The organism is Sulfitobacter sp. 1A15299, assembly GCF_043556915.1.
GTDB lineage: Bacteria > Pseudomonadota > Alphaproteobacteria > Rhodobacterales > Rhodobacteraceae > Sulfitobacter.
In genome coordinates this window covers 80,701-105,191 of the sequence record NZ_JBIFFJ010000006.1, presented here as the reverse complement: position 1 = coordinate 105,191, position 24,491 = coordinate 80,701, and the positions used below count along the sequence as shown (strand labels likewise).

Genomic DNA, 24,491 nt, shown 5'->3' with positions numbered 1-24,491 from the left:
CCTTATTCCGCCGCCGCCTTGCACTGCTCCAACGCCCGTTTCAACGAGTGTTCGTCATAGGGTTTCATCAAGCTGACATAGCGCGCTGCCTCTGCATCGCCTTCGGCATATTCCCGCGGATCGGCGCCCGAGGCGATGATCACGGCGATCTCGGGGCGCAGTTGCGTCACATGCTGCACCAGTTCCATGCCAGAGCCATCGGGCAGGCCAAGGTCGGTAAACATGATGTCGAACCGCTCGGCCTGAAGGCTGCGCTCCGCGGCGGCGACGCTGTCGGCCTCGGTCACCGCATAGCCCAGATCAGAGAGCATATCCGCCGTGGCCATGCAGATCAGCGCATCGTCTTCGACCAGCAGCACCTTGGGCGCGTCGTCGGCGCTCGGCGCGGATTCTGTCACTGGCAAGGCGGTCTCGGCGCTGGTTTGGCGCGAGAGGATCTCATGGATTTTCAGCGCCAGCCGCTCGCGGGTGTAGGGTTTGCTCAGCAGGTCGACCCCTTCGTCAAGCCGCCCGGCATGGACGATGGCGTTTTGGGTATAGCCCGAGGTAAAAAGCACGCCGATATTCGGCAGATGCGCCTTGGCCTCGCGGGCAAGCTCGGGGCTGCGGATTTTGCCGGGCATGACCACATCGGTGAACAGCAGGTTGATCTGCATCCCGCTTTTCACGATCGCCAGCGCACTGTCGGCATTCTCGGCGGTGAGCACGCCATAGCCAAGATCGCGCAGCTGATCGACGGCGGTCTCGCGCACGGCGGCGTCGTCTTCGACCACGAGGATTACCTCGCCGCTGCCGGTGGGCGTGTCCGTGCTGGCGGGAAGCGGTGCGCTTTCCTCCTTGCGCTGCGTGCGCGGCAGGTAGACCCGCACGGTCGTGCCTTGTTTCTCTTCGCTGTAGAGCTTGATGTGCCCGCCGGACTGTTTAACGAAACCGTAGACCATGCTGAGGCCCAGCCCCGTGCCCTCGCCCGTGTCCTTGGTGGTAAAGAAGGGGTCAAAGACCTTTTCCATGATCTCGGGCGCGATGCCGGTGCCGGTGTCGGTGATCGCCAGCATGACATACTGGCCCGGCGCCACGTTCGGATGGTTCTGCGTATAGGCATCATCCAGCGCGGCATTGCCCACTTCGATCGTCAGCTTGCCGTGATGGGCCATCGCATCGCGCGCGTTGATGGCGAGGTTCAGGATCACGTTCTCCAACTGCGCCGGATCGACAAGACAGTTCCACAGCCCGCCCGAGATCACCGTCTCGACCTCGATCCCTTCGCCAAGGGTGCGGCGCAGCATGTCGTCCATGCCCCGCACCAATCGGCCAAGGTTCTGCGGTTTCGGCTCCAAGGGCTGCTGCCGCCCAAAGGCCAGCAATTGCGCGGTAAGCTTGGCCCCGCGCGACACGCCCGCCATGGCATTGTCGACGAACCGCCGCTTGGCGTCGCCTTCGGGCAATTCTTTCGACAGGAGTTGCAGGTTGCTGCCCACCACTTGCAGCAGGTTGTTGAAGTCATGCGCGATGCCGCCGGTCAACTGGCCTACGGCTTCCATCTTCTGCGCCTGCACCAATTGCGCCTCAAGCCGGTCCCGTTCGGCCATGGCCTCTTCGATCTTGGTTTTCAGCGCGTTGTTGAACTCGATCTCGGCATTGCGGGCGCGCAGTTCTTCACGCAGGTCGCGCACCTCGATCACCGTCCCCACGGTCTTGCCGGTCTCGTCCTTCATCGGGGAGGCGGTGAAGCCTACGGGGTAAAAACTGCCGTCCTTATGGACAAAGGTCTCCTCCCCCTGGGTCTGGTGGTTCTCGGGAAAGGCGCGGTCGATGGGGCAGTCTTCGATAGGGAAAGGCCGCCCGTCTGGATGGGTGTGGTGGACCACGTCATGCAGCGGTCGGCCTGCGGTTTCCTCGAACCGATAGCCGGTCAGCTTTTCTGCTGCGCGGTTCATGAAAACGCATTGCTGCTTGTCGTCCATCATGAAGATGGCCATCGTCGTGTTGTCTAGGATCGCGTCCAGCCGGGCCGAGACTTTGGTCAGCGCCGCGTTGGCCTCTTTTTGTTTCGTGATGTCCTGAATGGCCGCGTAGAGGACCGTGTCATTCTCGGTAACGATCAATTGCAGATGGGTCAGCACGCTATAGCGCGACCCGTCCTTACGCTGGTGGATCGTCTCATATTCCAGCGTTGTCTTCTCACCGCTGAGCAGCGGTTGGACGAGTTCCAAAAACGCCTCGCGCGACAGATCGGGCTTGATGTCCCAAGCCGCCATGCCGCGCAGCTCATCCATCGAATAGCCAAGGTTCTCGCGCGCGCCGCGATTGGCGAGAGTGAAGGTGAAGTCTTCGACTGAAAACAGGTAAACTTCGCTGGCCGCATCTTCGACGATCTGGCCAAGGCGATCACTCGCCAATCTGAATGCTTCTTGCACCATTTTCCTCAAGCTTGTCGGCCGCGATGACCGGCTAAATTATTCTGCAAGATGCAGGTTTGTTTAACCTAGCCTTATGGAGCGACAAGACGAGGGCAAAAAGCCACATTCGTATAAGGGGCGGGTTTTTGCGCAGATAAATGAGAGAGGTGCAACCGCCGAAACCGGCGGATGCGCAGGGGGGGCGGCGCGCGGTCACGCCACGCGGTTGCCCATCGCATAGACCGCGCGCAGGATCGGCGCGTCTTTCATGATGTCAAAGAGGACCAGATCGGCGCGCGCGCCCAAGGCGATCTCGCCCCGGTCGGTCAGCCCTGCATGATGCGCGGGCGTGCGGGTCACGGTGGCGAGGCCGCGCGCCATATCGCCCCATAGGGTGCCCAGTTGCACGGCGCCCAGCAAAAGCGCTGCGGGCACATAGTCCGAGGACAGGATGTCGAGCAGGCCCAGTTCCGCCAGTTCCCTCGCCGCGACATTGCCTGAATGCGAGCCGCCGCGCACGAGGTTCGGCGCGCCCATGATCGTGGCAATGCCTTGGGCATGGCAAGCCTCTGCCGCTTCGCGGGTGGTGGGGAATTCGGCAAGCCGCACGCCATGGGCATGGCTGGTGGCAACCTGCGCGGCGGTGGTGTCGTCATGGCTGGCCAGCGCCGCCCCATAGCGCGCCGCCGCCGCCACCGCGGCCGCTTCATGTTTCGCGCCAAGCCGCTCTTGCAACCCATGCAGGAAGGTGACGTAATCGCCGAAATCCTCGCGCGGCAGGCCGTTCTTGCCGCAGACGTAATCCTCGAATTTTTGCACGTCGCGGAATTGCCGCTGGCCGGGGGTGTGATCCATTAGGCTGACGATGCCGACCTTGTCGTCGGGGCCAAACTCGGCCAGTTCCTCCTCCAGCGTTTCCGAGCAGATCTCGGCGCGCAGGTGGATATGGTGGCTGATCGCCAGCGCCCCGCTGTCGCGCATCATCAGGATCTCATCGGCCATGTCGCGGGCGTATTTTCCGTAGCGTTTGCGCCCCGCGTCCGAGAGGATCGACCCCACCCGGATCGCATCGAAAACCGTGGTGATCCCGGTGCCCGCCAACTCGCGGTCATGGGCGATGATCGCGGCACGGTGCGGCCAGTCGACCTTGGGTCGCGGCTTCATATGGCGTTCCAGATTGTCGGTATGCAGTTCTACCAGCCCGGGGGCGAGAATGCGCCCCTCGCAATCGACCGCCCCCTTGGGCAGGGCGGTGCCTTCGGCGATATCGGCGATCATCCCGTCGCGCAGCACCACGCTGCCGGGGATCACCGCATCGGGCAGGATGATTTTGGCATTGGCGAGAATGGTTTCTTTTGTCATGTGAGCGTCACGCTTGTTGCGCATCCATGGATGCAGGGAGAAGATGAATGAAGTTCGACCGCTACGCGATCTATTACACGCCACAGGGCGCATTGGCCGAGGCTGGGGCCGCTTGGCTGGGGTGGGATTTGGCGCGCGGGCGTGCCGTGGCGCATCCTGAGGTCGCGGGGCTGGATGTGGCCGCCCTGACCGAGACGCCGCGCAAATACGGGCTGCATGGGACGATTAAACCGCCGTTCGTGCTGCCCGAGGGCACAACGGCTGACGGATTGCTGGCCGAGGTCGCGGCGCTTTGCACGCGGCTTGCGCCGGTCACGCTCGACGGGCTCGCGCTCACCCCGCTGGGCCGCTTTCTGGCGCTGACGCCCGAGGGGGACACCGCCGCGCTCAACACCATGGCCGCCGAGGTGGTGCGCGGCCTTGACCCCTTCCGCGCCCCGCCGACCGAGGCCGATCTGGCCCGCAGGCGTCAGGCCAATCTGACCCCAGTGCAAGAGGCCAATCTCAGCCAATGGGGCTATCCTTACGTGATGGAGGCGTTTCGTTTTCACATTACCCTGACCGGCAAACTGCCCAAGGGCGATCTGCCGCAACTCACCGCAGCGCTGGCCCCCTATATCACGCCGCATCTGCCGCAGCCCTTCGTGCTGGACAGCCTGACGCTGGTGGGGCAGGCCGAAGACGGTATGTTCCATGAGGTTCACCGCGCGGCCCTTTCGGGATAAAGCGCAGCCAGCGCCTGTGCCACGGTCTGCGTGAACGGGCCGGAATTGTCGATCTCAATGGCGGCGATATGGTCGGGCAAGTCCCGTTCGGCGCGGGCCAGACGGGCGGTGATTTCCGCTTCGCTCTCGCGGCCACGGCCCCGCAGCCGCGCGGCCAGCACTTCGGGCGCGGCGGTGAGCGACAGCACCTCGAACCGGTCAAACCTAAGCTTCGCTTCGGCCAGCACCGCGCGCGAGAGGTTGGCCAGCACGTCGCGCCCCTCGGCCAGCGCCATATCGACGGCGATGGGAATGCCATAGTGCAGCCCATGCGCGGCCCAGCTAAGGGCAAAGGCGCCCTCTGCCTCTAGTCGCAGGAATGTGTCCTCGTCGATCCCGTCGAAGTCTTCGCCGCCCGCTTCGCTGGGCCGGGTGATGGCGCGGCGGGCGAGGAAGAGGTCGGCCCGCGCTTCCGCCAGCGCTGCCATCACGCTGTCCTTGCCCACGCCCGACGGCCCCACCACCGCGATGAAACGCCCGCGCCTCATGCCGCCAGTCCGGGGGTGAAACGGGTCACGTCCACTTCGCGGTCGCAGATTTGGTCGCGGGCGGCTTCGTCGTGGAAGATGCCCAAGATCGCCGTGCCGCGGGCCTTGGCCCCTTCGATCAGCGCCAGCACCGTGGCGCGGTTGGTGGCATCAAGGCTCGCCGTCGGCTCGTCCAGCAGCAGGACGGGATAGGGATGCGCAAAGCCGCGCGCGATGTTCACCCTCTGCTGCTCCCCGCCGGAAAAGGTCGTGGGGCTAAGCTGCCAGAGCCGTTCGGGGATGTTGAGTTGAGCCAGCAATTCTCCGGCCCGCGCCCGTGCCTCGCCCTCGTTGCTGTCCACCGCGCGCAGCGGCTCGGCCACCACATCCAGCGTTGCCACCCGTGGCACGACGCGTAGGAACTGGCTGACATAGCCCAGCACATGACGGCGCAGCTCCAGTATCTCGCGCGGGGCGGCTTGGGCGACATCCAGATTGCCCACCATGATCCGGCCCGAGGCGGTCAGGTAATTGCCATAGATCATCCGCATCAGCGTCGATTTCCCGGCCCCTGACGCCCCGGTCAGCGCCACGCATTCGCCCTGCGCCACGGTCAATTCGCCGCCGCGCATCACCGGGATCACCGCAGCGCCCTGATTGTGCAGGGTGAAGGATTTGCTTACATTTTCCACGCGTATCATGGTTTAGCCTTGCTCGGTATAATTCTGAAATTGAATGGTTTTCTTTGCATGTTTACACCTGTAGCACGCTAGAGACCAAAAGCTGCGTATAGCCGTGCTGCGGGTCGTCCAAGACCTGATCCGTGAGCCCGGTTTCCACCACATGGCCGTCCTTCATCACCATCAGCCGGTCCGCCAGCAGCCGCACAACCGCCAGATCATGGGTCACGATGATCGCGCTCAGCCCCATTTCGCGCACAAGCCCGCGCAACAGGTCGAGCAGACGCGCTTGCACGCTTACATCCAGCCCGCCCGTGGGTTCATCCATGAAGACCAGCCGCGGCCCGGTCACGAGGTTGCGGGCGATCTGCAAGCGCTGCTGCATCCCGCCAGAGAAGGCTGAGGGCCGGTCGTCGATCCGATCGGCGTTGATCTCAACCCGGCCCAGCCAATCGGTGGCGCTGGCGCGGATGTCGCCGTAGTGCCGCGCGCCCACGGCCATCAGACGCTCGCCCACATTGCCGCCTGCGCTGACGTTCATGCGCAGCCCGTCGCGGGCGTGTTGGTGCACAAAGGCCCAATCGGGGCGCGACAACATCCGGCGTTCCGGCTCGCTCATCGTTACCGTGTCGCGCAGCCCGTCGGCGCGGGTGTCGAAACGCACCGCCCCGCGATCCGGCGTCAGATGCCCCGCCAGCGTGTTCAGCAGTGTCGACTTGCCCGAGCCGCTTTCCCCGACGATGCCCATGACTTCGCCGGGGTAGAGGTCAAAGCTGACATCCGTGCAGCCGATCCGCGCGCCATAGAATTTCGCGATGTTTTCCACTTGCAACAAGGGGGTCATGCCATGCCCTCCACCACAGGGACCGCATCCGCGCCACGATGCCCGGCGGCCTGACGGGCCGCGCAGTAATCGGTGTCGGAACACATGAATAGACGCCCACCTGCGTCATCGACGATCAACTCGTCGAGATAGCTGTCTTCGGCCCCGCAAAGGCCGCAGGGATGCTCGGCCTTGCTCGCCTCGAAAGGGTGGTCCTCGAAATCCAGCGAGACGACCTGCGTATAGGGCGGCAGCGCATAGATCCGTTGTTCGCGCCCCGCGCCGAAGAGTTGGATCGCGGCCATTTCCAGTTTCGGATTGTCGAACTTCGGGATCGGCGAAGGGTCCATCACATAGCGCCCCTCGACCTTGACCGGATAGGCATAGGCCGTGGCAATCGCGCCGTGCTGCGCGATGTCTTCGTAAAGTTTCACGTGCATCAGACCGTATTCCTCCAGCTCGTGCATCTTGCGGGTCTCGACCTCCGAGGGCTCAAGAAAGCGCAGCGGTTCGGGGATCGGCACCTGATAGACCAGCACCTGATCCTCGCGCAGCGCGGCTTCGGGGATGCGGTGGCGGGTTTGGATGACGCTGGCCTCGGTCGTGGCTTCGGTCACGGCGACGCCGGCGGTCTTTTGAAAAAAGCGGCGGATTGAGACGGCGTTGGTCGTGTCGTCCGCCCCTTGGTCGATCACCTTGAAGGTATCCTCGGGCGTCAGCACGGCGGCAGAGACTTGCACCCCGCCCGTGCCCCAACCGTAGGGCATTGGCATCTCGCGGCTGGCAAAGGGCACCTGATAGCCCGGGATCGCCAGCGCTTTCAGGATCGCGCGGCGGATCATCCGTTTGGTCTGCTCGTCCAGATAGGCAAAATTGTAGTCGTTCATGCCCCGGTCCTTATGCCTGTCTTGGTCACTCTGTGTCATGGCAGGGTTCATTCCGCGGCCTCCCGTGCTGCGTCTTCCGCCGCGGCTGTCGCCTCGCGGCGCAGTTTGCGGATCAGTTCGAGTTCGGATTGGAAATCGACGTAATGGGGCAGTTTGATATGCTCCAAGAACCCCGTCGCCTGAATGTTGTCGGCGTGATAGAGCACGAATTCCGCGTCCTGCGCCGGCGCGCCGAGGTTGTCTTCGCCCAACTCCTCCCAACGCAATGCCCGGTCCACCAGCGCCATGGAAATCGCCTTGCGCTCGGACATGCCGAAGACCAGCCCATAGCCGCGGGTGAACTGCGGCGGCTCGGTTTTGGAGCCTGCAAATTGGTTCACCGTCTCGCATTCGGTGAGCGCCACCTCGCCAATCTCGATGGCGAAACCCAGTTCGGGGATGTCCATTTCGACCGCGACTTTGCCGATGCGCAGTTCCGCGACGAAAGCGTGGTTGCGCGCATAGCCGCGTTGCGTGGAATAGGCCATGCCGAGCACGAAGCCCTCGTCGCCGCGGGTTAGCGCTTGCAGGCGCAGGTCGCGGGTGGCGGGCAGTTCCAGCGGTTCGCGCGTCAGGTCGCGCGGCGGGGTCTGACTGTCCGTGTCGCGCTGCATCAGCCCTTCGCGGTCAAGGAATTCCATGATGTGCGGCGCCTTTGTGGGTGGCGCGCCCTCGGGCGCTTCGGGGGCCGGGGGCACCTCACCATCGGCGGCCAGTTTGAAATCCAGCAGTCGGTGGGTGTAGTCGAAGGTCGGCCCCAAGACCTGCCCGCCCGGCGCATCCTTGAAGGTGGCCGAGACGCGGCGGTCGCAGGCCATGCTGCCGGTGTCCATCGGGCGCGAGGCCCCGAAACGCGGCAGGGTGGTGCGATAGGCGCGGATCAGAAACACCGCTTCGATCAGATCGCCGCGCGCCTGTTTGATCGCCAGCGCGGCGAGGTCGGGGTCGTAGAGCGAGCCTTCGGCCATCACTCGGTTCACCGCCAGCGTCATCTGCTCGCGAATTTGCGCGACGCTGAGTTCCGGCACGCTTGCGTCACCGCGCCGCTCTTCGGCCAGCCATGCGTGGGCGTTGTCGATCGCCCGCTCGCCGCCTTTTACCGCTACGAACATCAGGACACCTTTGTGCTTCGGGGCAGCGCCGCCAGACGGTCACCGCAGGTGAAAATGAAATCCAATCCGCGCGGGAAGAGTGCCGCGTTTTGCTGAAAGGCGGCGCGCTCGGGCAGCGACAGTGCCGCCTTATCCTTGATGCCGGGGCCGGAGAGGGCCGCGCCATCGCGGCGCAGATCGTCCACCTCGACGATCAGCGTGGCAGAGCGGTCGGGGTAGGCGGCGGTCCCGAGGGGGAAGTCGCCGCGCGGCAGGTCGTCCCAAGCGCCCAAGGCGAAGTGCGCCGCAGTTGCGGGGGCGAAGGGCGCGCCGGTGTGGAAGGTGATCCAGTCGCGTAGCTCAGGCCGGTCGAAGCCGGGCGCGAGGTAGAGCGGCGTTTCGGGGTCGCAGAGCGTCAGCAGGACGACCCCGGCGGCGGTGGAGAGGCCCACAGGCGGTTCGGCCCCGGTCACGCGGTTGATCTCACCCGGTTTGGCCATGGCGTTCATCACCGCGCGAAAGGCGAAAGCGGCGTCTTTGGGCGCGTCGCGAAACCCGCCCGTCAGCGATAGGGTCTGCATCAGTCTTCTCCTCTGACCATGGTGAAAAAGTCGACCTTGGTGGCGGCGGCCTTGGCGGCACGGCTAGCGCGGCGCTGGCTTTCGATCCGGGCCAGCGGGTCGAGCAGTTTGGCGCGGACCTCATCCGCCGCGTCGCTCTGCATCAGCGCGTCGGTAAGCGCCGCTTGCAGCGCCTTGTCGCGGCTGCGACCCTGCACATAGGCGTGGCCGTCTGGCCCTTCCAACAGCCGCACCGAGCAGCGCGTGACCGACATCTCCCCCATGTTGAAGGCATCGCCCACAGCCCCCATCCGGCCCCGCAGCATGACGCCGCCGATCTCGGGCGCGCGGAGCACCTCATGGGCGGGCAGGGGGCCGAAGCCCTCCCATAGCCGGGCGAGATCGTGGACCTCGGCCCGTGCGAGCAGGCCCATCCACGCCTGCCTGTCGCGGGTCTTTTCCTTGGTTTCAACGGTCATCTAGACACCTTGCGTATTTGTCTAATTTGCTATACAACTAGACAAGTATTAGCCGCTGGCCTTCCGCTGGCGCAAGCATGGATATGTGAAACTTCTGCGACATGGCCCGTACTGCGATCTGGAAAACCATCACCGCTGCCCTGACCCATGACATCGCCACGGGGAAATACGCCCCCGGCGACCGGCTCCCGACCGAGGCGCAATTGGCGGCGCGGTTTGGGGTCAACCGCCACACGGTGCGCCGCGCGATCGGCGCCATGAACGAGAGCGGGCTGACCTATAGCCGCCGGGGCGCAGGCGTCTTCGTGGCGCAGCGGCCCACGGATTATCCCATTGGCAAACGGGTGCGCTTTCACCAGAACCTCGCGGCGGCGGGGCGGGTGCCGGCCAAGCAGATTTTGATGCTGGAGACCCGCGCCGCTTCGGCCCATGAGGCGGCGCAGTTGGGGCTGGAAGGCGCGGCGCTGGTGCATGTCTATGAGGGGCTGTCGCTGGCCGATGAGCAGCCCATCGCGATCTTCCGCAGCATCTTTCCCGCCGCGCGGTTTCCCGATCTGTTAATGGCGCTTGAGGCCAGCCGCTCGGTCACCACCGCCTTGGCGCAGGGTGGGGTGGCGGATTACACCCGCGCCTCGACCCGGCTGACGGCGAAGCTTGCCACTGCCACGCAGGCGCTGCATCTGCGGCTGTCCGAAAGCGCGCCGATCCTGCGCTCGGCGGGGATCAACGTGGACCCTGAAGGCGTGCCGGTGGAATACGGGGTGACCTGGTTCGCGGGCGACCGGGTGACGCTGACGCTCAACCCCGGCGACTAGCCGTATTTCTCAAGAAATGCTTCGGCGGGGAGGGTTTGGAAATCCTCGAGCGATGCTTGCAGCCGGTCATGTGGCCAATCCCACCACGCCAATTCCTCCATCCGTGCGGCGATGCTTTCGGAAAAGCGGCGGCGGAGCGGTTGGGCGGGGATGCCGGCGACGATCATATAGGGGGCGACATCGCGGGTGACGATGGCCCCGCCCGCCACCACTGCGCCGTGCCCGATGGTCACCTCGGGCCGGACCTGCGCGCCGTGGCCCAACCATGTATCATGGCCGATCACCGTGCGGCGGCTGCGGCGCAGGGCGAACCAATCGGCGTCATCCTCGGCCCCGTCGAAGTAATCCCCGGCGCGGTAGTGGAAGTGGTGCAGGCTGGCCTTTTCCATCGGGTGATCCGTGGCTCCGATGCGCACGCTGGCGGCGATATTGCTGAACTTGCCGACTTGCGTGTTGGCGATGTCGCACCAGCGGTCGCAATAGGAGTAATCCCCGATTTCGGAATGGGCGAGGCGCGTGGCGCGCCCGATCTCGACATAGCGCCCGAACTGCGTGTCAGTCACTTCGCAGTCCGGGTGAAGGAAGGGCGCATCCGCTTTGAGACGCGCCATCAGTGGCCCGCCTCATTGCCCGCGATCAGCTTGCGGCGCAGCCAGCCCGAGAAGCTATCCATCGCCACGACCATCAGGATGATCAGCACGATGTAATAGCTCACCTCCTCCCAATCCTTTTGGGTGATGATGGCTTGGGTCAGCAAAAGGCCGATGCCGCCCCCGGTGATCGCGCCGATGATGGTGGCCGAACGGGTGTTGGACTCCAGATAGTAGAGCACTTGGCTCAGCAAGACCGGGGTGATTTGCGGGATCACGCCAAAGCGGTAGCGCTGCACGGGGGTGGCCCCGGTTGAGGCGATGCCCTCGATCTGCTTGTCGTCCACATTCTCCAGCGCCTCGGAAAAGATTTTGCCGAAGGTGCCGGTGTCTGTCAGCAGGATCGCCAGCGAGCCGGTCAGCGGGCCGGGGCCAAAGGCACGAGACAGCACGATGGTCCAGATCAGCCCGTCGACCCCGCGCAGGAAGTCGAAGAGCCGCCGCGCGGCAAAGCGCAGCGCGCCAAGCGGAGAGAAGTTCTTGGCCGCCAGAAACCCCAGCGGCAAGGCAATCATCGCCGCGCCAAAGGTGCCGAGAAAGGCCATGAGAACGGTCTCGACCAGCGCCCAAGCCACATCGCCATGACGCCACATCTTGTTGGTCCAGAAATCCTGCCAGATCGCGCCGTATTCACCGCTGCGCAGCAGCTCTAGCGCGGACATGCCGTAGTAGGGGCTGTCGAGCGTAAAGAAGAACAGCTCCCACCCGTTGAAATAGCGGAACACTTCGGCACGGTTGCGGGTGATCGTCAGGCGGCCTGCCTCCGTGGTCACGGCAAGGCGGTGTTTCGAGGCGTTGATCCACGCAGGCAGGGGGCCGTCGGGCAGGGTGGCATTGACGCCGCTGCGCCCCGGCGCGGCGGTGATCAGCCCGTAGCCCGGCACGTCATAGCGCACCTCTGGCCCCAGTTCGACGGTATGGCCGTTGCCCAACTCCACAAGCGTTGTCTCGCCCAAGGTGACCCAATCGGGGGCGGTGCCCGGCGCATAGCGGCCCTTGCGCTCGCCTTCGATGGCGATTTCCATCTCGCCATTGCGGTTGTCGCGGGCGACATGGGTTTTGTAGCTGTAGCTGTCGGCCACCAGTGTCTTCATGTTCGACACGTTGATGCGATCGCCTAGCCCGGCCACGTCGAAGGCGAAGAAGACGTAGGTGAGGTAGACAAGGACCAGCACCGGGGCGGCAAGGCTCGCCATCCGCTTGCGGCGAAAGCCGCGGCTGGCGACCTGCTGGGCGGGGAGGGTGGAAGCGGTAAGGTCGGTCACAGGATGGCCCCCTTGTCCTTATAGGCGCGGCCATGGGTCAGCCGGTCGCGGAAATGGCTTGAGATTTGGTCGACGATGATGATCGTGCCGAAGAGCAGCAGAAAGATCGCCGCTGCCTCATCGAATTTGCCTTGGCCCCAAGACATCGTGTTGCGCAGGTCATAGCCGATGCCGCCTGCGCCGACGAAGCCGAGGATGGCTGAGGCGCGGATGTTGATCTCGAACCGCAGCAGCGCGTAGGAGAGGTAGTTGGGTGCGACCTGCGGCACGATGCCCAGAACCATGCGTTGCAGCCAGCCCGCACCGACAGAGGCAAGGCCATCGACGGGTTTGAGAGAGGCGTTCTCATTCACCTCGGAGAAAAGCTTGCCGAGCGCGCCCACAGTATGCAGCGCGATGGCGATCATCGCAGGCACCGGGCCGCCGCCCAGAAGGAAGATCAGTACCAGCGCGACGACGATCTCAGGCACCGCGCGCAGCACGTCGAGCAGGCGGCGCAGCGGAGCCACGAGCCACGGGGCGGGGGCGAGGCCGCGGGTGGCCAGCAAGGCGGCGAAGAAGGCCAGCAGCGCACCGATCAGCGTAGCCGCCCCGGCGATGTTCACCGTCTCGATCAAAGAGGGGAGGTATTTCACGAAATAGCCGGGCAGCAGATGAATGCGCTCCCAAGCCTCGCCCAGCACGTCGGCGGGGAAGTCAAAGATATTGGGCAGCCCGTTCCAGAACCCGCCCGCGTTGCGGGCATTGGCGGTGCCGAAACCGCCGATCAGCAGGGCCAGGAAAACGACCAGCAGGATCATGTTCATCACCCGCTTTTGTCGGGTCTGGGCAAGGTAATCCGCCGTGATCTGCGGTGCGGTGGTGGTCTGGTGCATCTGTCGTCCCCCTATAACGACAGGCCCCGACAATCGTTGCCGGGACCTGCGAGATGTCTAGTCCTTGCTGCGATCAGTTGGATTTCGCCTTGCGCGCTTCGACGATGGAGACATAGGCGTCATGCGCGATCGGATCGAAACCGAGGCTCTCGCCCGCGGCCACGCCATAGGCGCAATCGGCGTCTTTCTCGTGCAGTTCATCCACCAGTTGGGTCATCGTCGCCTTGACCTCTGCGGGCAGGGCTTTGCGCAGCACGACCGGGCCTTCGGGGATCGGCTTGGAGCGCCAGATTTCCACCAGATCGTTCATGTCGACGAGGCCCGCGTCCACGGCTTTGCGCAGCGCGCCGGAGTTGTAGCCGTCTTCCCAGTTGCCCTGACCGTCGGCCCATGTCACGCCGCCGTCGACATCGCCGTTGTTGACCGCGACGATGGTCTGCTCATGGCCGCCGGTGAATTTCACTTCGCCGAAGTAATCGCCGGATTCCATCGTGGCACCGGTGGTCTGCGGGATTTCGATGGAGGGGATCAGGTAGCCCGAGGTGGAGTTCGGATCGCCAAAGCCAAAGACCTTGCCCTGCATGTCTTCGAGGCTCTCGATGCCCGCATCTTTGCGCGCGAAACCGATGGAGTGATAGCCGTAGGAGCCGTCGAGGTTAATCTTGACCAGCACCGGCTCGACCGCTTCGGGGTCTTGCAGATGCACGGCGGCATAGGCCGAAGCGCCCAGCCATGCCATATCGAGCGTGCCGCCCAGCAGACCTTGGATCACGCCGTTATAGTCGGCCGGGGCAAAGAGTTTGGCCGGAACGCCAAGGCGCTCTTCAGTGTAGCCGCGCAGACATTCGTAGGAGTTCATCCGGTCCTGCGCGTTTTCCCCGCCGAGGATGCCGATGCGGAATTCGTCGATCTCGGCACTTTGGGCCATGGCGGTGCCGGTGAGGGCCGTGGTTGCCAAGGCGGCGGCGATGAGCTTTTTCATTGTGTTGTCTCCGTTTGCAAAAAATGCCCCTGGGGGCGGGTCGTGTCAGGCTGGCACCTTGTCCAGCGTTTCGATCTCGGTTGAGGTGGCGGCTTCGGAAAAGCTGCTGTCCGCGCCGTAGATTTCGCGGGCGATGCCGGTGGTCAGCTGCTCGGGCGTGCCGTCAAAGACGATCTTGCCGTCGCGCATCCCCACCACGCGGTCGCAGTAGCGGCGCGCGGTATCCAGCGTGTGAAGGTTGGCGATGACCATGCGGCCATCTTCCTCGTGAATGCGGCGCAGCGATTGCATCACCACCTGCGCGTTCATCGGGTCAAGGCTGGCGATGGGCTCATCCGCCAGAATGATCTGCGGATCCTGCATCAGGGCGCGGGCGATGGCGACGCGCTGTTGCTGCCCGCCGGAAAGCGCCTCGGCCCGTTTGGGCGCATGCTGCGCGATGCCCAGCCGGTCGAGGATGTCGATGGCGCGGGTGATGTCGGCATCGGGGTAGAGGTTGAAGATGCTGGCGAGCGTCGAGCGGCGGTTGAGCGTGCCGTGCAGCACGTTCGATACCACATCCATCCGCGGGACGAGGTTGAACTGCTGAAAGATCATCGCGCATTCCGCCTGCCAGCCGCGCCGGGCCGCGCCGCGCAGCGCAGTCACGTCGCGCCCTTGAAACAGGATCTGCCCCGAGGAGGCATCGGTCAGCCGGTTCAGCATCCGCAGCAGGGTGGATTTGCCCGCGCCGGAGCGTCCGATGATCCCGATCATCTGCGGCTTGTCGACCTTTAGGTTGGCGCGGGCCACCGCTGTGTTCGCGCCGAATGTTTTGGTCAGTTCAGAAATGACGAGCATATGTCCCCCGGGGTTTGCGGGGCGAGCTATCGCAGCGGTGAATGTCACGAGTGTTTAAGTTTGACGAAGCTTTTGTAACGCGTCCCTTTTTGCGGAACGGCTGCCTAAGGCCGCGCGTTTATGCTTGTTTTATAGGCGCTTGCGCGATCCCGCTGCTGTTGCGCGTGGGGCCAAACGCGCGGGGAGGCCGGGGTCAAAGAGCCGCTGAGACGCAATGAAACACGTGCCTGCGAAATAGGGCTTGCGGAACAAACCGCGCGGATTAATGCTTTCTCTCACAAGGCGGTTCAGATAGGGCCGCACCCGGTCAGGCCGCGCAATTGGCGCAGCCACCGGTACGATCTTTGGCCGGATCACCGCGCGCGCAGTGTCCTCCACCCGCGCCCCCTATGGTGAGACAGGCCCCCGACAAGCATTCAAAGGAGCGCGTTCATGGACGCCCAAGTTATCGCATTTCTGATTCTGCTGCCGATCACGCTGGTTTTCGTCTACGCCGGCATCCACGAGTTTCGGCGCTACAAAAGCGAGGGCAAGGCGAACTACGGGCTGGTCTTTGACGAGGAAAGCGGCACCACCCATGTCAGCGGCATCGCCGAAGACGAAGACCCGTTCGACCCCGAAGACTTTGACCCCAACGATTACAACGACCCCGAAATCAAAACCGACACGGATGAGCGCAAATCGTGAGCGTAAAGCGCCTTTGCGCCGCGCTGCTGCTTTCGCTGGCATTGCCCGCGCAGGCTGACACCCCCGCCGAGATCGTGATCTTGGGCGAGGTGCACGATAATCCCCACGCCCATCTCGAACAGGCCGCCGCACTACAAGCGCTGCGTCCTACGGCTGTGGTCTTCGAAATGCTCACCGCCGAAGAGGCGGCAAAGGCCGACGTCGACCGCAGCCTCATCGCGCAGGTTTGGGCGGCGAGCGGGTGGCGGCATTACGATATCTATGCGCCGATCTTTGACGCTTTGGGAAACGCCCAAATCATCGGTGCCGCCGCCCCGCGCGCGGCGGTGCGGCGCGTGTACCGCGAGGGGGCCGCCGCGCTTTTCGGGTCTGAGGCCGCGCGCTTCGGCCTTGACCAGCCTTTGCCAGAGGATCAACAGGCCGCGCGGGTAGAGTTGCAATTCGCCGCCCATTGCGAGGCCATGCCGCGCGAGATGATGGGCGGCATGGTCGCCGTGCAACGCTACCGCGACGCCAGCTTCGCCCGCGCCGCGCTCGCCGCGCTCAAGGCCTATGGCCCGCCCGTGGCGGTGATCACCGGCAATGGCCACGCCCGCACCGACTGGGGCATTCCCGCCCTCATCGCGCAAGCCGCCCCCGAGGTCACGACCCATGCCATCGGCTTTGTGGAGGCCGAGACCGAGGTGCCTTTCGATGAGACCCGTCTCATCCCGCCCGCCGAGCGCGACGACCCCTGTAACGCCCTGATCGTAAATTAAAGGACAGGCCCATGTATCTTGCCATGAACCGCTTCACCGTCTTGCCCGAGAATGCCGCCGCTTTCGAAGCGCTTTGGCTGAACCGGGAAAGCCATCTGAAGGAGAGCGAGGGCTTCGTGTCCTTCCACATGCTCAAAGGGCCGGAGGCGGAGGGGGCGATCCTCTATGCCTCTCACACCGTTTGGGAAAGCGAGGCGCATTTTCGGGCTTGGACGACCAGCGATGCCTTTCGCGCGGCCCATGCGCGGGCGGGGCAGACCCGCAAGCTGCACGAGGGCACCCCGCACTTCGAAGGCTTCAGTGCCATTCAAAAGATCGACGCGGAATAACGCGGAAGGGCCGGGGTTTCTATACTTGACTAAAATAATCGGATTAAGTAGCCATTTAAAGGAACCCGGGCTTTTTGCCGGGGTATGAACGACTTTACGCCGAAACCGTCCAAGCCACCGCGCGTCGGAAGCCCGGATGTCAATGGAAAGGAGCCCGCCCCGTGAGGACCCCCGTGACCACGCCCGAGCCAATGGCCCATGCCCGGCTACAGACCCCATCCAACAACAGCTGGCGCGACATCGCGCTTGGCAGCAACGACGCCGCAGCCTGCGACGGATTTGCGCTGGAGCATCTCATTGATCTGCAACGCGCCCGCCAAATGGGAGAGATGGCATGAGCCTGATGCAAAAACTGCCCGATCCATCGCCCGCCGCCCAACCGGTCCAAGAAGCGGTGCATGATGCCCGCGCCTTGGTGCCCAATGGCTCGACCGCGAATATCGTCTTGGATGGCCAAACCTATACGCTGCGCATCACGCGGGCAGGCAAGTTGATCCTGACCAAATAAGCGGGCACGACTTGCCCTGGCGATGCGGCGCCTTTACTGACGCGCCATGCCCTGCCGCCTCTGCCCACTCTCGCCGCTGACATGCTGGCCCTGCTGAGCCTGTTCTTCGCGGCGCTGCTGGCGGCCACCCTGATCCCCGCGCAATCCGAAGCGGTGCTATTGGGGCTGATGTGGTCGGGCAGCCATGCCACGGCGCATTTGTGGCTGGTGGCGACGCTGGGGAACGTGCTGGGATCGCTGCTGAACTGGTGGCTGGGCCGCTCCCTCAGCCATTTCGCCGATCACCGCTGGTTTCCCTTCTCGGCCAAGCAGATGGCCCGCGCCTCTGGCTGGTATCGCCGTTGGGGCTATTGGAGCCTGCTGGCCAGTTGGGTGCCGGTCATCGGCGATCCGCTGACCTTGGCCGCAGGCATCCTGCGCGCGCGGCTCTGGCGTTTTTTGCTGATCGTCACGCTTGCCAAGGGCGGGCGCTACCTTGTGCTGATCCTGATCGCCCGCGGGGTTTTGTGACCCTTAGTGCGGGGTGATCCCTTCGAGCGGCGGCAGCGGGTTGGGCGCGGTCACAAGATGGGCGCGGCGCTTTTCGTAAAAGGCATTGCCGCCTGCGGTCACCACATAATGCATGTTGTTGTAGTTGGCATTGTACCACGCTGCGTGAAAGAATTTCGCACGGGTGACCTTTGGGTGCCGCTCTCCCTGAAGCACCGCCAGCGCGGTGGCGCGGGCCAGCGGGGCGCCGCGGTCGGTCATCGGTTTCGTCATCACGCCGGGGGCGAATTGATTGGGCTGGCCGACCACGCCGCAGACCGTATCGGGGAAGGCTTCGGAGTGCAGGCGGTTCAGCACCACCGTGCCCACCGCCACCATGCCGTCGCGGCTGGAGCGGTTGGATTCGAAATACATCGCGCGGGCCATACACTCCACCTCATCCGCCGGAACCGCGACGACTTCAGTCTGTTTGCCACCGCAGGCGGCAAGCAGGCCGAGGCCCAGAAGCAGAGCGGCAGTGCGGATTTTCGGGGGCTGAACGCGCATGGGCGGCCTTTCTGGATAAGGGGGCAGGTGGCGCGTAATTTTCCAGCAAAGGCGGCGGGAGGCAAGACCCGCGCCCGGCCCCGGCGGTTTCCCTCCGGACCGGGCGGGCGGGGGCGCTTGGGCTGGGGATTGATCTAGTGTAATGCTTGATAAAACAGTCATGATCGCAGCGGGCCGCCCTATGAAAGTCACCTACCGGGATGTGAAAACCGACATCCTGTCAAAGATCACCAAGGGCGAGTGGCCGTTGGGCAGCCTTGTGCCCAATGAAGTCGATTTGGCCGAGATCTATAGCTGCGCCCGGGCGACGGTCAACCGCGCCATGCGAGAATTGGCGGAAGAGGGTTTTATCGAACGGCGGCGCAAGGCGGGCACGCGAGTCCGCATGGCCCCGCTGCGGCAGGCGCGGTTCGACATTCCGCTGGTCCGGGCCGAGATCGAAGAGAAGGGCGCCGACTACCGGTATTCGCGGGTGAGCCACCGGGTCGAGCCCGCGCCCGACTGGCTGCGCGCCCGGCTCAAACTGGACGCGGAGAGCGAGGCGTTGCATCTGGTCTGCATGCATTACGCCGATGGCGACCCCTATCAATTTGAGGACCGTTGGATCAACCTCGCCACCCTGCCACAGGCGCGGGAAGAGAGTTTCACCGAAGCCGGGCCGAACGAATGGCTGATCTCGGCCATTCCCTTTTCGGATGTGGAGATCAGCCTTTCCGCCGGCCTGGCCGATCAGCGGCTGAGCGAATACCTCGCCTGCGGCTTGGGGGATCCGGTCTTCACCGTCGAGCGGTCGACGTGGTGGGAGGGGCAGGCGGTGACCTATGTGCGGCTGTCCTACCGCCCCGGTCACCGCCTGACCACGCGCTATTGAGCCGCCGCCGCGGGTGGGCGGCGGCGCGCCGGGGTCAAAGGATACCCGGCAAGTTCAGCCCATGTTCGCGGGCGCAATCGCGCGCTTCCTCATAGCCCGCATCCGCATGGCGCATCACGCCCGTCGCCGGGTCGTTCCAGAGTACCCGCTCGATCCGGCGGTCGGCGTCCTCGGACCCGTCACAGCAGATCACCATGCCCGAGTGTTGCGAGAAGCCCATGCCAACCCCGCCGCCGTGGTGCAGCGAGACCCAAGTGGCCCCCGAGGCAGTGTTCAAAAGCGCGTTCAGCAGCGGCCAATCCGAGACGGCATCCGAGCCGTCTTTCATCGCCTCCGTCTCGCGGTTGGGCGAGGCGACGGAGCCGCTGTCGAGGTGATCGCGGCCAATCACCACCGGCGCGCTCAATTCCCCTGTGCGGACCATCTCGTTGAAGGCCAGCCCCAGCTTGTGGCGCACGCCTAAGCCCACCCAACAGATCCGGGCGGGCAGCCCTTGGAAAGAGATACGCTCCCGCGCCATGTCGAGCCAGTTGTGCAAATGGGTATCCTCAGAGAGGATTTCCTTCACCTTGGCGTCGGTCTTGTAGATATCCTCGGGATCGCCCGAGAGTGCCGCCCAGCGGAAGGGGCCGATGCCGCGGCAAAACAGCGGGCGGATATAGGCCGGGACGAAACCGGGGAAGTCAAAGGCGTTCTGCAATCCTTCCTCAAGCGCCATCTGGCGGATGTTATTGCCATAGTCGACCGTGGGGATGCCCGCGGCGTGGAAATCCACCATCGCCTGCACCTGCACCTTCATCGAGGCACGGGCGGCTTTTTCGACGGCTTTGGGATCGCTCTCACGTTTTTCGCGCCATTCGCCCATCGTCCAGCCCTGCGGCAGGTAGCCGTTCACCGGGTCATGGGCCGAGGTCTGGTCGGTCACGATATCGGGGCGGACCCCGCGTTTCACCAGTTCGGGAAAGACATCGGCGGCATTGCCCAGAAGCGCAACCGATTTCGCCTCGCCCGCTGCGGTCCAGCGGTCGATCATCGCCAGCGCCTCATCAAGGCTGTCGGTCTTTTCGTCGACGTAGCGGGTGCGCAGGCGAAAATCGATGCTGTCGGGATTGCACTCCACCGCCAGACAGCAGGCACCGGCCATGACCGCCGCCAAGGGCTGCGCCCCGCCCATGCCGCCCAAGCCCCCGGTGAGGATCCATTTGCCTTTGAGATCACCGCCATAGTGCTGGCGGCCCGCCTCAACGAATGTCTCATAGGTGCCCTGCACGATGCCTTGGCTGCCGATGTAGATCCACGATCCGGCGGTCATCTGGCCATACATCGCCAGACCCTTCTTATCGAGTTCGTTAAAGTGGTCCCAATTGGCCCAATGCGGCACGAGGTTGGAGTTGGCGATCAACACGCGGGGCGCGTCCTTATGGGTTTGGAAGACGCCCACGGGCTTGCCCGATTGCACCAGCAGCGTCTGGTCCTCTTCCAAGGCGCGCAAGGAGGCGACGATCTGGTCGTAGTCCTTCCACGTTCGCGCCGCGCGGCCAATGCCGCCGTAGACGACCAGCTCATGCGGGTTTTCGGCCACGTCGGGGTGCAGGTTGTTCATCAGCATCCGCAGCGGCGCTTCGGTCAGCCAGCTTTTCGCCGAAAGCTCGGTGCCAGTGGCGGGATAGACGTCACGGGTATTCTTGCGCGGATCGCTCATGCTGTGCCTTTCAAAGTAGGGGCCAATGTGGCCAGAGTTGTCAGGATATCGGTCAGATGCACGCGCAGCCGCGCGGCCTTGTCGGGGTCATAGGGCCAAGGCGACGCCTCGGTGCCGAGGTAGCTGCTTTGCGCCAGTTCCATCTGGATCGCGTGGACCCCTTCGGCAGGGCGGCCATAATGGCGCGTGGTCCAGCCTCCCTTGAAGCGTCCGTTGCTGACGGACGTGTAGCCGGGTGCTGCGGCGCAGATCGTCTCAACAGCCGTTTCGATCTTGGGCGCGCAGGTAGCGCCCAGGTTCGTGCCGATGTTGAAATCAGGCAGCGGGCCGTCAAAGAGGAAGGGGATCAGCGAGCGGATCGAGTGGCAGTCATAGAGGATCGCGACCCCATGCAGGTCGCGAACGCGGGCCAGTTCGGCCTCAAGCGCTGCGTGATAGGGCGCGTGGTATGCCAGGCGGCGGGCCTCAACCTCGGCTGCGTTGGGCGGGGTGGTCCAGATGTCTTGCCCATCGAAATCCGTCAGCGGCACCAGCCCGGTGGTGTTCTGCCCCGGATAGAGCGATGCGCCCGAAGGGTCGCGGTTGGCGTCGATGACATAGCGGTGGAAGGTTGCGCGCACCGTGGTCGCGCCGGGCAGCAGCCCGTCGTAGAGCCGGTCGATATGCCAGTCGGTATCCGCCAATTCCCGCCCGCGCGGATTCAGGTCGCGCCGGATAGCTTCGGGCAGATCGGTGCCGGTATGGGGCAGGCCGAGCACGATGGGGCTGTCGCCGCGGGTGATCTCGACCGGTGTGATCTCAACAGGGGTCATGTGGAAAGCTCCGGCATGTCGCAGGCGGCGGCGCGGGTGATCTCTCCGCCCGCCACCATCCGTGCCGCGCGTTCCAGATCGGGGGCAAGGTAGCGGTCCTCTTCCAGCGTCGCGACCTCTTCGCGGACCCGCGCGACCACCCGCTGCAAGGTCTCGCTGGTGGCCAGCGGCGCGCGAAAGTCGATTCCCTGCGCGGCGCAGAGCAGTTCCACCCCAAGGATGCGGTTCAGGTTCTCGACCATCTGCCCCAGCCGCCGCGCGCCATGGGCGGCCATGCTGACGTGATCTTCTTGGTTGGCCGAGGTCGGCGTGCTGTCGGTGACGCAGGGATTGGCAAGATGTTTGTTCTCGCTCATCAGCGCGGCGGTGGTGACTTCGGCGATCATATAGCCGCTGTTGAGGCCGGGGGTCGGCGTCAGGAAAGGCGGCAGGTTGAAGCTGAGCACCGGGTCCACGATCAGCGCCACCCGGCGCTGCGCGATGGCGCCAATCTCGGCTACGGCGAGGGCGATCATATCGGCGGCGAAACCCACCGGCTCGGCATGGAAATTCCCGCCCGAGACGATGAGGTCAGCCCCCGTCAGCACAAGCGGGTTGTCGGTGGCGGCATTGGCTTCGACCTCCAGCGTGGCGGCGGCCATGCGCAGCACATCCATCGCCGCCCCCGTCACCTGCGGTTGGCAACGGATGCAGTAAGGGTCTTGGACGCGAGCATCATTCGCCACATGGCTTTCGCGGATTTCGGAACCATTGAGCAGGGCGCGCATGGTCTCGCCCGCCTCGATCTGGCCGCGATGGCCGCGCAGTGCGTGGATCTCGGGCTGTAGCGGTGCGGTGGAGCCCATGATCGCATCCGTCGACAGGGCCGAGATCACCAGCGCCGAGGTCGCGGCCCGCCATGCGTCGAAGAGCCCCGCCAGCGCGAAGGCGGTCGAAAATTGCGTGCCGTTGATCAGTGCCAGCCCTTCCTTGGGGCCGAACTCCAACGGGGTCAGGCCCGCAGCGGCCAGCGCCGCGCCGCCCGTCATGACGCGACCCTCGAACTCTGCCTCGCCATGGCCCATCATCACGGCGGCCATATGCGCCAAGGGGGCCAGATCGCCCGAGGCACCGACCGAGCCTTGCGCCGGGATCACCGGGGTCACGCCCTGCGCCAACATGGCTTCGATCAAGTCCACGACCGCCAGCCGCACGCCCGAGGCACCGCGCCCGAGGCTCAGCAGTTTCAGCGCCATCAAGAGCCGCGCATGGCCGCGCGGGATCGCGGGGCCGACACCGCAGCAATGCGACAGGATCAGGTTGCGTTGCAGCGCCGCCGTATCCTCTGCCGCGATCTTGACCGAGGCGAGCTTGCCGAAACCGGTGTTCACGCCGTAAACGGCATCCTCGCCCGCCACGGCCCGAGCGATGCGCGCATGGGCCTCTTCGATCGCGGGGCGGCAGGCGGGGTCGAGCCGCACCGATGCCTCTTCGCGGTAGATGCGGGCGAGATCGTCCAACGTGGCCGCGCCGGGGGTGAGGGTCAGGGTGGTCACGATTGGCCTCCGAAAATGCGGGAATGAAGCGGGTTGAAGCCGATGCGATAGGCAAGCTCGGCCGGTTGTTTGATGTCCCAAACGGCGAGGTCGGCGCGCAGGCCGGGGCGGATCATGCCGCAGTCGGCCCGCCCGAGCGCGCGGGCGGCGTGCTGCGTGGCGCCGCGCAGCGCCTCCTCCGGCGACAGGCGGAACAGGGTGCAGCCCATGTTGAGCGCCAGCAGCAGCGAGTTCAGTGGCGAGGAACCGGGGTTGATATCCGTCGCCAGCGCCATCGGCACGCCATGTCGGCGCATGAGGTCGATGGGCGGCGCTTGGGTCTCGCGCAATGTATAGAAGGCACCGGGCAGCAGAACGGCGACGCTGCCCGCCTCGGCCATCGCGATCACGCCGCTCTCATCAAGGTATTCGATATGATCCGCCGAGAGCGCGCCATAGGAGGCCGCGAGCCGTGCGCCGCCCAAGTTCGATAATTGCTCGGCATGGAGTTTGACCGGCAGGCCCAATTCCCGCGCCACATCGAATACGCGCGCGATCTGGGCGGGCTGAAAGGCGATGCCCTCGCAGAACCCGTCGACCGCATCGACCAGCCCTTCGGCATGGGCGGCGCGCAGGGCGGGGAGGCAGACATCGTCGATATAGGCATCCGCGCGGCCTGCGTATTCGGCGGGCACCGCATGGGCGCCGAGGAAGGTGGTGGAGACGCGGATGGGGCGCTGCTCTCCGATGGCGCGGGCGGTGCGGAGCATGCGCAGCTCGGTCTCAAGGTCCAGACCATAGCCGGATTTGACTTCGATCGCCGTGACCCCTTCGGCGATCAGTACATCGACGCGGCGCAGGGCATCGGCCAGTAACTCTGTCTCATCGGCGGCGCGGGTGGCGGTGACGGTTGAGACGATGCCGCCCCCGGCGCGGGCGATTTCCTCATAGCTGGCCCCCTTAAGCCGCATCTCGAACTCCCGCGCGCGGTCGCCGCCGTGCACGATATGGGTGTGGCAATCGATCAGCCCGGGGGTGACAAGCCGCCGGCCCAGCGATTCGGCGGGCAGGTCGCGGTAGCCTTGTGGTAGGTCATCGCGCGGGCCGACCCATCCGATCTGGCCCCCGGCAATCGCAATCGCCGCATCTTCGATCAAACCATAGGGCTGTGGGCCATCCATCGTCGCTGCCGTGAGGTCGACCAAGACCCGATCCTGCGCTGCCATCCTATCGCCTCCTCCTCAGGTTTCGCTTTTCTACATCGGTTTTATTTGTTATATGTCTATACATAAAGAAG

The 24,491-nt window shown here is 64.7% G+C and carries 28 protein-coding genes; 9 read left to right on the top strand and 19 right to left on the bottom strand.

The genetic code is table 11. The features are described 5' to 3' along the window. Positions 1-2: 2 nt before the first annotated feature. Both ACGYK7_RS09765 and ACGYK7_RS09760 read right to left on the bottom strand, forming a co-directional pair. Positions 3-2,399 (bottom strand): PAS domain S-box protein, encoded by a 2,397-nt coding sequence (locus tag ACGYK7_RS09765; RefSeq protein ID WP_394401573.1) that lies wholly within the window; start codon positions 2,397-2,399, stop codon positions 3-5. Positions 2,400-2,612: 213 nt separating this feature from the next. Continuing rightward, the gene (locus ACGYK7_RS09760; protein ID WP_394401571.1) at positions 2,613-3,761 is read right to left on the bottom strand and encodes an alpha-D-ribose 1-methylphosphonate 5-triphosphate diphosphatase; all 1,149 of its coding nucleotides are present in this window, start codon (positions 3,759-3,761) and stop codon (positions 2,613-2,615) included. A 47-nt stretch (positions 3,762-3,808) separates the two neighbouring features. Between ACGYK7_RS09760 and ACGYK7_RS09755 the strand changes: the two genes are divergently transcribed. Then, complete coding sequence (locus ACGYK7_RS09755) at positions 3,809-4,486, top strand: DUF1045 domain-containing protein (RefSeq protein ID WP_394401569.1); 678 nt, start codon at positions 3,809-3,811, stop codon at positions 4,484-4,486. On the opposite strand, the gene phnN is transcribed toward ACGYK7_RS09755, so the two are convergent. Genes phnN through phnG form a run of 7 tightly spaced genes read right to left on the bottom strand, consistent with a single transcriptional unit; the run spans position 4,462 to position 9,551 of the window. Beyond that, positions 4,462-5,013 (bottom strand): phosphonate metabolism protein/1,5-bisphosphokinase (PRPP-forming) PhnN, encoded by a 552-nt coding sequence (gene phnN, locus ACGYK7_RS09750; protein WP_394401566.1) that lies wholly within the window; start codon positions 5,011-5,013, stop codon positions 4,462-4,464. The genes ACGYK7_RS09755 and phnN overlap by 25 nt on opposite strands. After that, a complete protein-coding gene (gene phnL, locus ACGYK7_RS09745; protein WP_394401563.1) occupies positions 5,010-5,693 on the bottom strand; it encodes a phosphonate C-P lyase system protein PhnL in 684 nt (227 codons plus the stop codon). The genes phnN and phnL overlap by 4 nt, the downstream gene beginning before the upstream one ends. 52 nt (positions 5,694-5,745) lie before the next feature. Further along, positions 5,746-6,516 (bottom strand): phosphonate C-P lyase system protein PhnK, encoded by a 771-nt coding sequence (gene phnK / locus ACGYK7_RS09740; protein WP_394401561.1) that lies wholly within the window; start codon positions 6,514-6,516, stop codon positions 5,746-5,748. Beyond that, positions 6,513-7,382: an alpha-D-ribose 1-methylphosphonate 5-phosphate C-P-lyase PhnJ gene (locus tag ACGYK7_RS09735; RefSeq protein WP_394401559.1), complete on the bottom strand. Its 870-nt coding sequence runs from the start codon at positions 7,380-7,382 to the stop codon at positions 6,513-6,515. Before ACGYK7_RS09735 ends, phnK begins: the two co-directional genes overlap by 4 nt. A 47-nt stretch (positions 7,383-7,429) precedes the next feature. After that, positions 7,430-8,533, bottom strand: coding sequence for a carbon-phosphorus lyase complex subunit PhnI (locus ACGYK7_RS09730; protein WP_394401556.1), 1,104 nt, complete (start codon positions 8,531-8,533; stop codon positions 7,430-7,432). Continuing rightward, positions 8,533-9,093 carry a phosphonate C-P lyase system protein PhnH gene (gene phnH / locus ACGYK7_RS09725; protein ID WP_394401553.1) on the bottom strand — a complete coding sequence of 187 codons (561 nt, stop codon included), beginning with the start codon at positions 9,091-9,093 and terminating at the stop codon, positions 8,533-8,535. Before phnH ends, ACGYK7_RS09730 begins: the two co-directional genes overlap by 1 nt. Further along, positions 9,093-9,551 (bottom strand): phosphonate C-P lyase system protein PhnG, encoded by a 459-nt coding sequence (gene phnG, locus ACGYK7_RS09720; protein ID WP_394401550.1) that lies wholly within the window; start codon positions 9,549-9,551, stop codon positions 9,093-9,095. The genes phnH and phnG overlap by 1 nt, the downstream gene beginning before the upstream one ends. 101 nt (positions 9,552-9,652) lie before the next feature. On the opposite strand from phnG, the gene phnF reads away from it, so the two are divergent. Continuing rightward, the gene (gene phnF / locus ACGYK7_RS09715) at positions 9,653-10,366 is read left to right on the top strand and encodes a phosphonate metabolism transcriptional regulator PhnF (RefSeq protein WP_394401548.1); all 714 of its coding nucleotides are present in this window, start codon (positions 9,653-9,655) and stop codon (positions 10,364-10,366) included. Here the strand turns inward: phnF and ACGYK7_RS09710 are convergent. The 5 genes from ACGYK7_RS09710 to phnC all read right to left on the bottom strand — a co-directional run bounded on the left by ACGYK7_RS09710 (position 10,363) and on the right by phnC (position 14,978). Then, a complete protein-coding gene (locus ACGYK7_RS09710) occupies positions 10,363-10,977 on the bottom strand; it encodes a chloramphenicol acetyltransferase (RefSeq protein WP_394401546.1) in 615 nt (204 codons plus the stop codon). The two genes, phnF and ACGYK7_RS09710, sit on opposite strands and share 4 nt — an antisense overlap. Next, positions 10,977-12,212: a phosphonate ABC transporter, permease protein PhnE gene (phnE, locus tag ACGYK7_RS09705; protein ID WP_394401652.1), complete on the bottom strand. Its 1,236-nt coding sequence runs from the start codon at positions 12,210-12,212 to the stop codon at positions 10,977-10,979. Before phnE (ACGYK7_RS09705) ends, ACGYK7_RS09710 begins: the two co-directional genes overlap by 1 nt. Positions 12,213-12,277: 65 nt before the next feature. Beyond that, positions 12,278-13,156 (bottom strand): phosphonate ABC transporter, permease protein PhnE, encoded by an 879-nt coding sequence (gene phnE, locus ACGYK7_RS09700; RefSeq protein WP_394401544.1) that lies wholly within the window; start codon positions 13,154-13,156, stop codon positions 12,278-12,280. A gap of 73 nt (positions 13,157-13,229) precedes the next feature. After that, on the bottom strand, positions 13,230-14,138 hold the full coding sequence (gene phnD, locus ACGYK7_RS09695; protein ID WP_394401541.1) for a phosphonate ABC transporter substrate-binding protein: 909 nt from the start codon (positions 14,136-14,138) through the stop codon (positions 13,230-13,232). Between the two features lie 45 nt (positions 14,139-14,183). After that, a complete protein-coding gene (phnC, locus tag ACGYK7_RS09690) occupies positions 14,184-14,978 on the bottom strand; it encodes a phosphonate ABC transporter ATP-binding protein (RefSeq protein WP_394401538.1) in 795 nt (264 codons plus the stop codon). A gap of 432 nt (positions 14,979-15,410) precedes the next feature. On the opposite strand from phnC, the gene ACGYK7_RS09685 reads away from it, so the two are divergent. The 6 genes from ACGYK7_RS09685 (at position 15,411) to ACGYK7_RS09660 (ending at position 17,770) form a co-directional block, all read left to right on the top strand. Then, entirely contained in the window at positions 15,411-15,665 is a 255-nt protein-coding gene (locus ACGYK7_RS09685) for a hypothetical protein (RefSeq protein ID WP_209217383.1), read from the top strand. After that, positions 15,659-16,423 (top strand): ChaN family lipoprotein, encoded by a 765-nt coding sequence (locus tag ACGYK7_RS09680; RefSeq protein ID WP_394401649.1) that lies wholly within the window; start codon positions 15,659-15,661, stop codon positions 16,421-16,423. The genes ACGYK7_RS09685 and ACGYK7_RS09680 overlap by 7 nt, the downstream gene beginning before the upstream one ends. 11 nt (positions 16,424-16,434) lie before the next feature. Next, positions 16,435-16,752 carry an antibiotic biosynthesis monooxygenase family protein gene (locus tag ACGYK7_RS09675; RefSeq protein ID WP_394401536.1) on the top strand — a complete coding sequence of 106 codons (318 nt, stop codon included), beginning with the start codon at positions 16,435-16,437 and terminating at the stop codon, positions 16,750-16,752. 161 nt (positions 16,753-16,913) lie between these two features. Next, entirely contained in the window at positions 16,914-17,090 is a 177-nt protein-coding gene (locus ACGYK7_RS09670) for a hypothetical protein (protein ID WP_394401533.1), read from the top strand. Continuing rightward, positions 17,087-17,260: a hemin uptake protein HemP gene (locus ACGYK7_RS09665; protein WP_394401531.1), complete on the top strand. Its 174-nt coding sequence runs from the start codon at positions 17,087-17,089 to the stop codon at positions 17,258-17,260. Before ACGYK7_RS09670 ends, ACGYK7_RS09665 begins: the two co-directional genes overlap by 4 nt. An 81-nt stretch (positions 17,261-17,341) precedes the next feature. Then, entirely contained in the window at positions 17,342-17,770 is a 429-nt protein-coding gene (locus ACGYK7_RS09660; protein WP_394401529.1) for a YqaA family protein, read from the top strand. 3 nt (positions 17,771-17,773) lie between these two features. Here the strand turns inward: ACGYK7_RS09660 and ACGYK7_RS09655 are convergent, their stop codons facing one another. Further along, entirely contained in the window at positions 17,774-18,295 is a 522-nt protein-coding gene (locus ACGYK7_RS09655; protein ID WP_394401526.1) for a cell wall hydrolase, read from the bottom strand. A gap of 181 nt (positions 18,296-18,476) precedes the next feature. Between ACGYK7_RS09655 and ACGYK7_RS09650 the strand changes: the two genes are divergently transcribed. Further along, positions 18,477-19,166 (top strand): GntR family transcriptional regulator, encoded by a 690-nt coding sequence (locus tag ACGYK7_RS09650; RefSeq protein WP_394401523.1) that lies wholly within the window; start codon positions 18,477-18,479, stop codon positions 19,164-19,166. A gap of 34 nt (positions 19,167-19,200) precedes the next feature. On the opposite strand, the gene hutU is transcribed toward ACGYK7_RS09650, so the two are convergent. Genes hutU through hutI form a run of 4 tightly spaced genes read right to left on the bottom strand, consistent with a single transcriptional unit; the run spans position 19,201 to position 24,420 of the window. Next, positions 19,201-20,868 carry a urocanate hydratase gene (gene hutU / locus ACGYK7_RS09645; protein WP_394401520.1) on the bottom strand — a complete coding sequence of 556 codons (1,668 nt, stop codon included), beginning with the start codon at positions 20,866-20,868 and terminating at the stop codon, positions 19,201-19,203. Next, the gene (gene hutG, locus ACGYK7_RS09640) at positions 20,865-21,665 is read right to left on the bottom strand and encodes an N-formylglutamate deformylase (protein ID WP_394401646.1); all 801 of its coding nucleotides are present in this window, start codon (positions 21,663-21,665) and stop codon (positions 20,865-20,867) included. The genes hutU and hutG overlap by 4 nt, the downstream gene beginning before the upstream one ends. Before the next feature lie 11 nt (positions 21,666-21,676). Next, positions 21,677-23,215 (bottom strand): histidine ammonia-lyase, encoded by a 1,539-nt coding sequence (gene hutH, locus ACGYK7_RS09635; RefSeq protein ID WP_394401518.1) that lies wholly within the window; start codon positions 23,213-23,215, stop codon positions 21,677-21,679. After that, positions 23,212-24,420 (bottom strand): imidazolonepropionase, encoded by a 1,209-nt coding sequence (hutI, locus tag ACGYK7_RS09630; protein ID WP_394401516.1) that lies wholly within the window; start codon positions 24,418-24,420, stop codon positions 23,212-23,214. Before hutI ends, hutH begins: the two co-directional genes overlap by 4 nt. Positions 24,421-24,491: the final 71 nt, after the last annotated feature.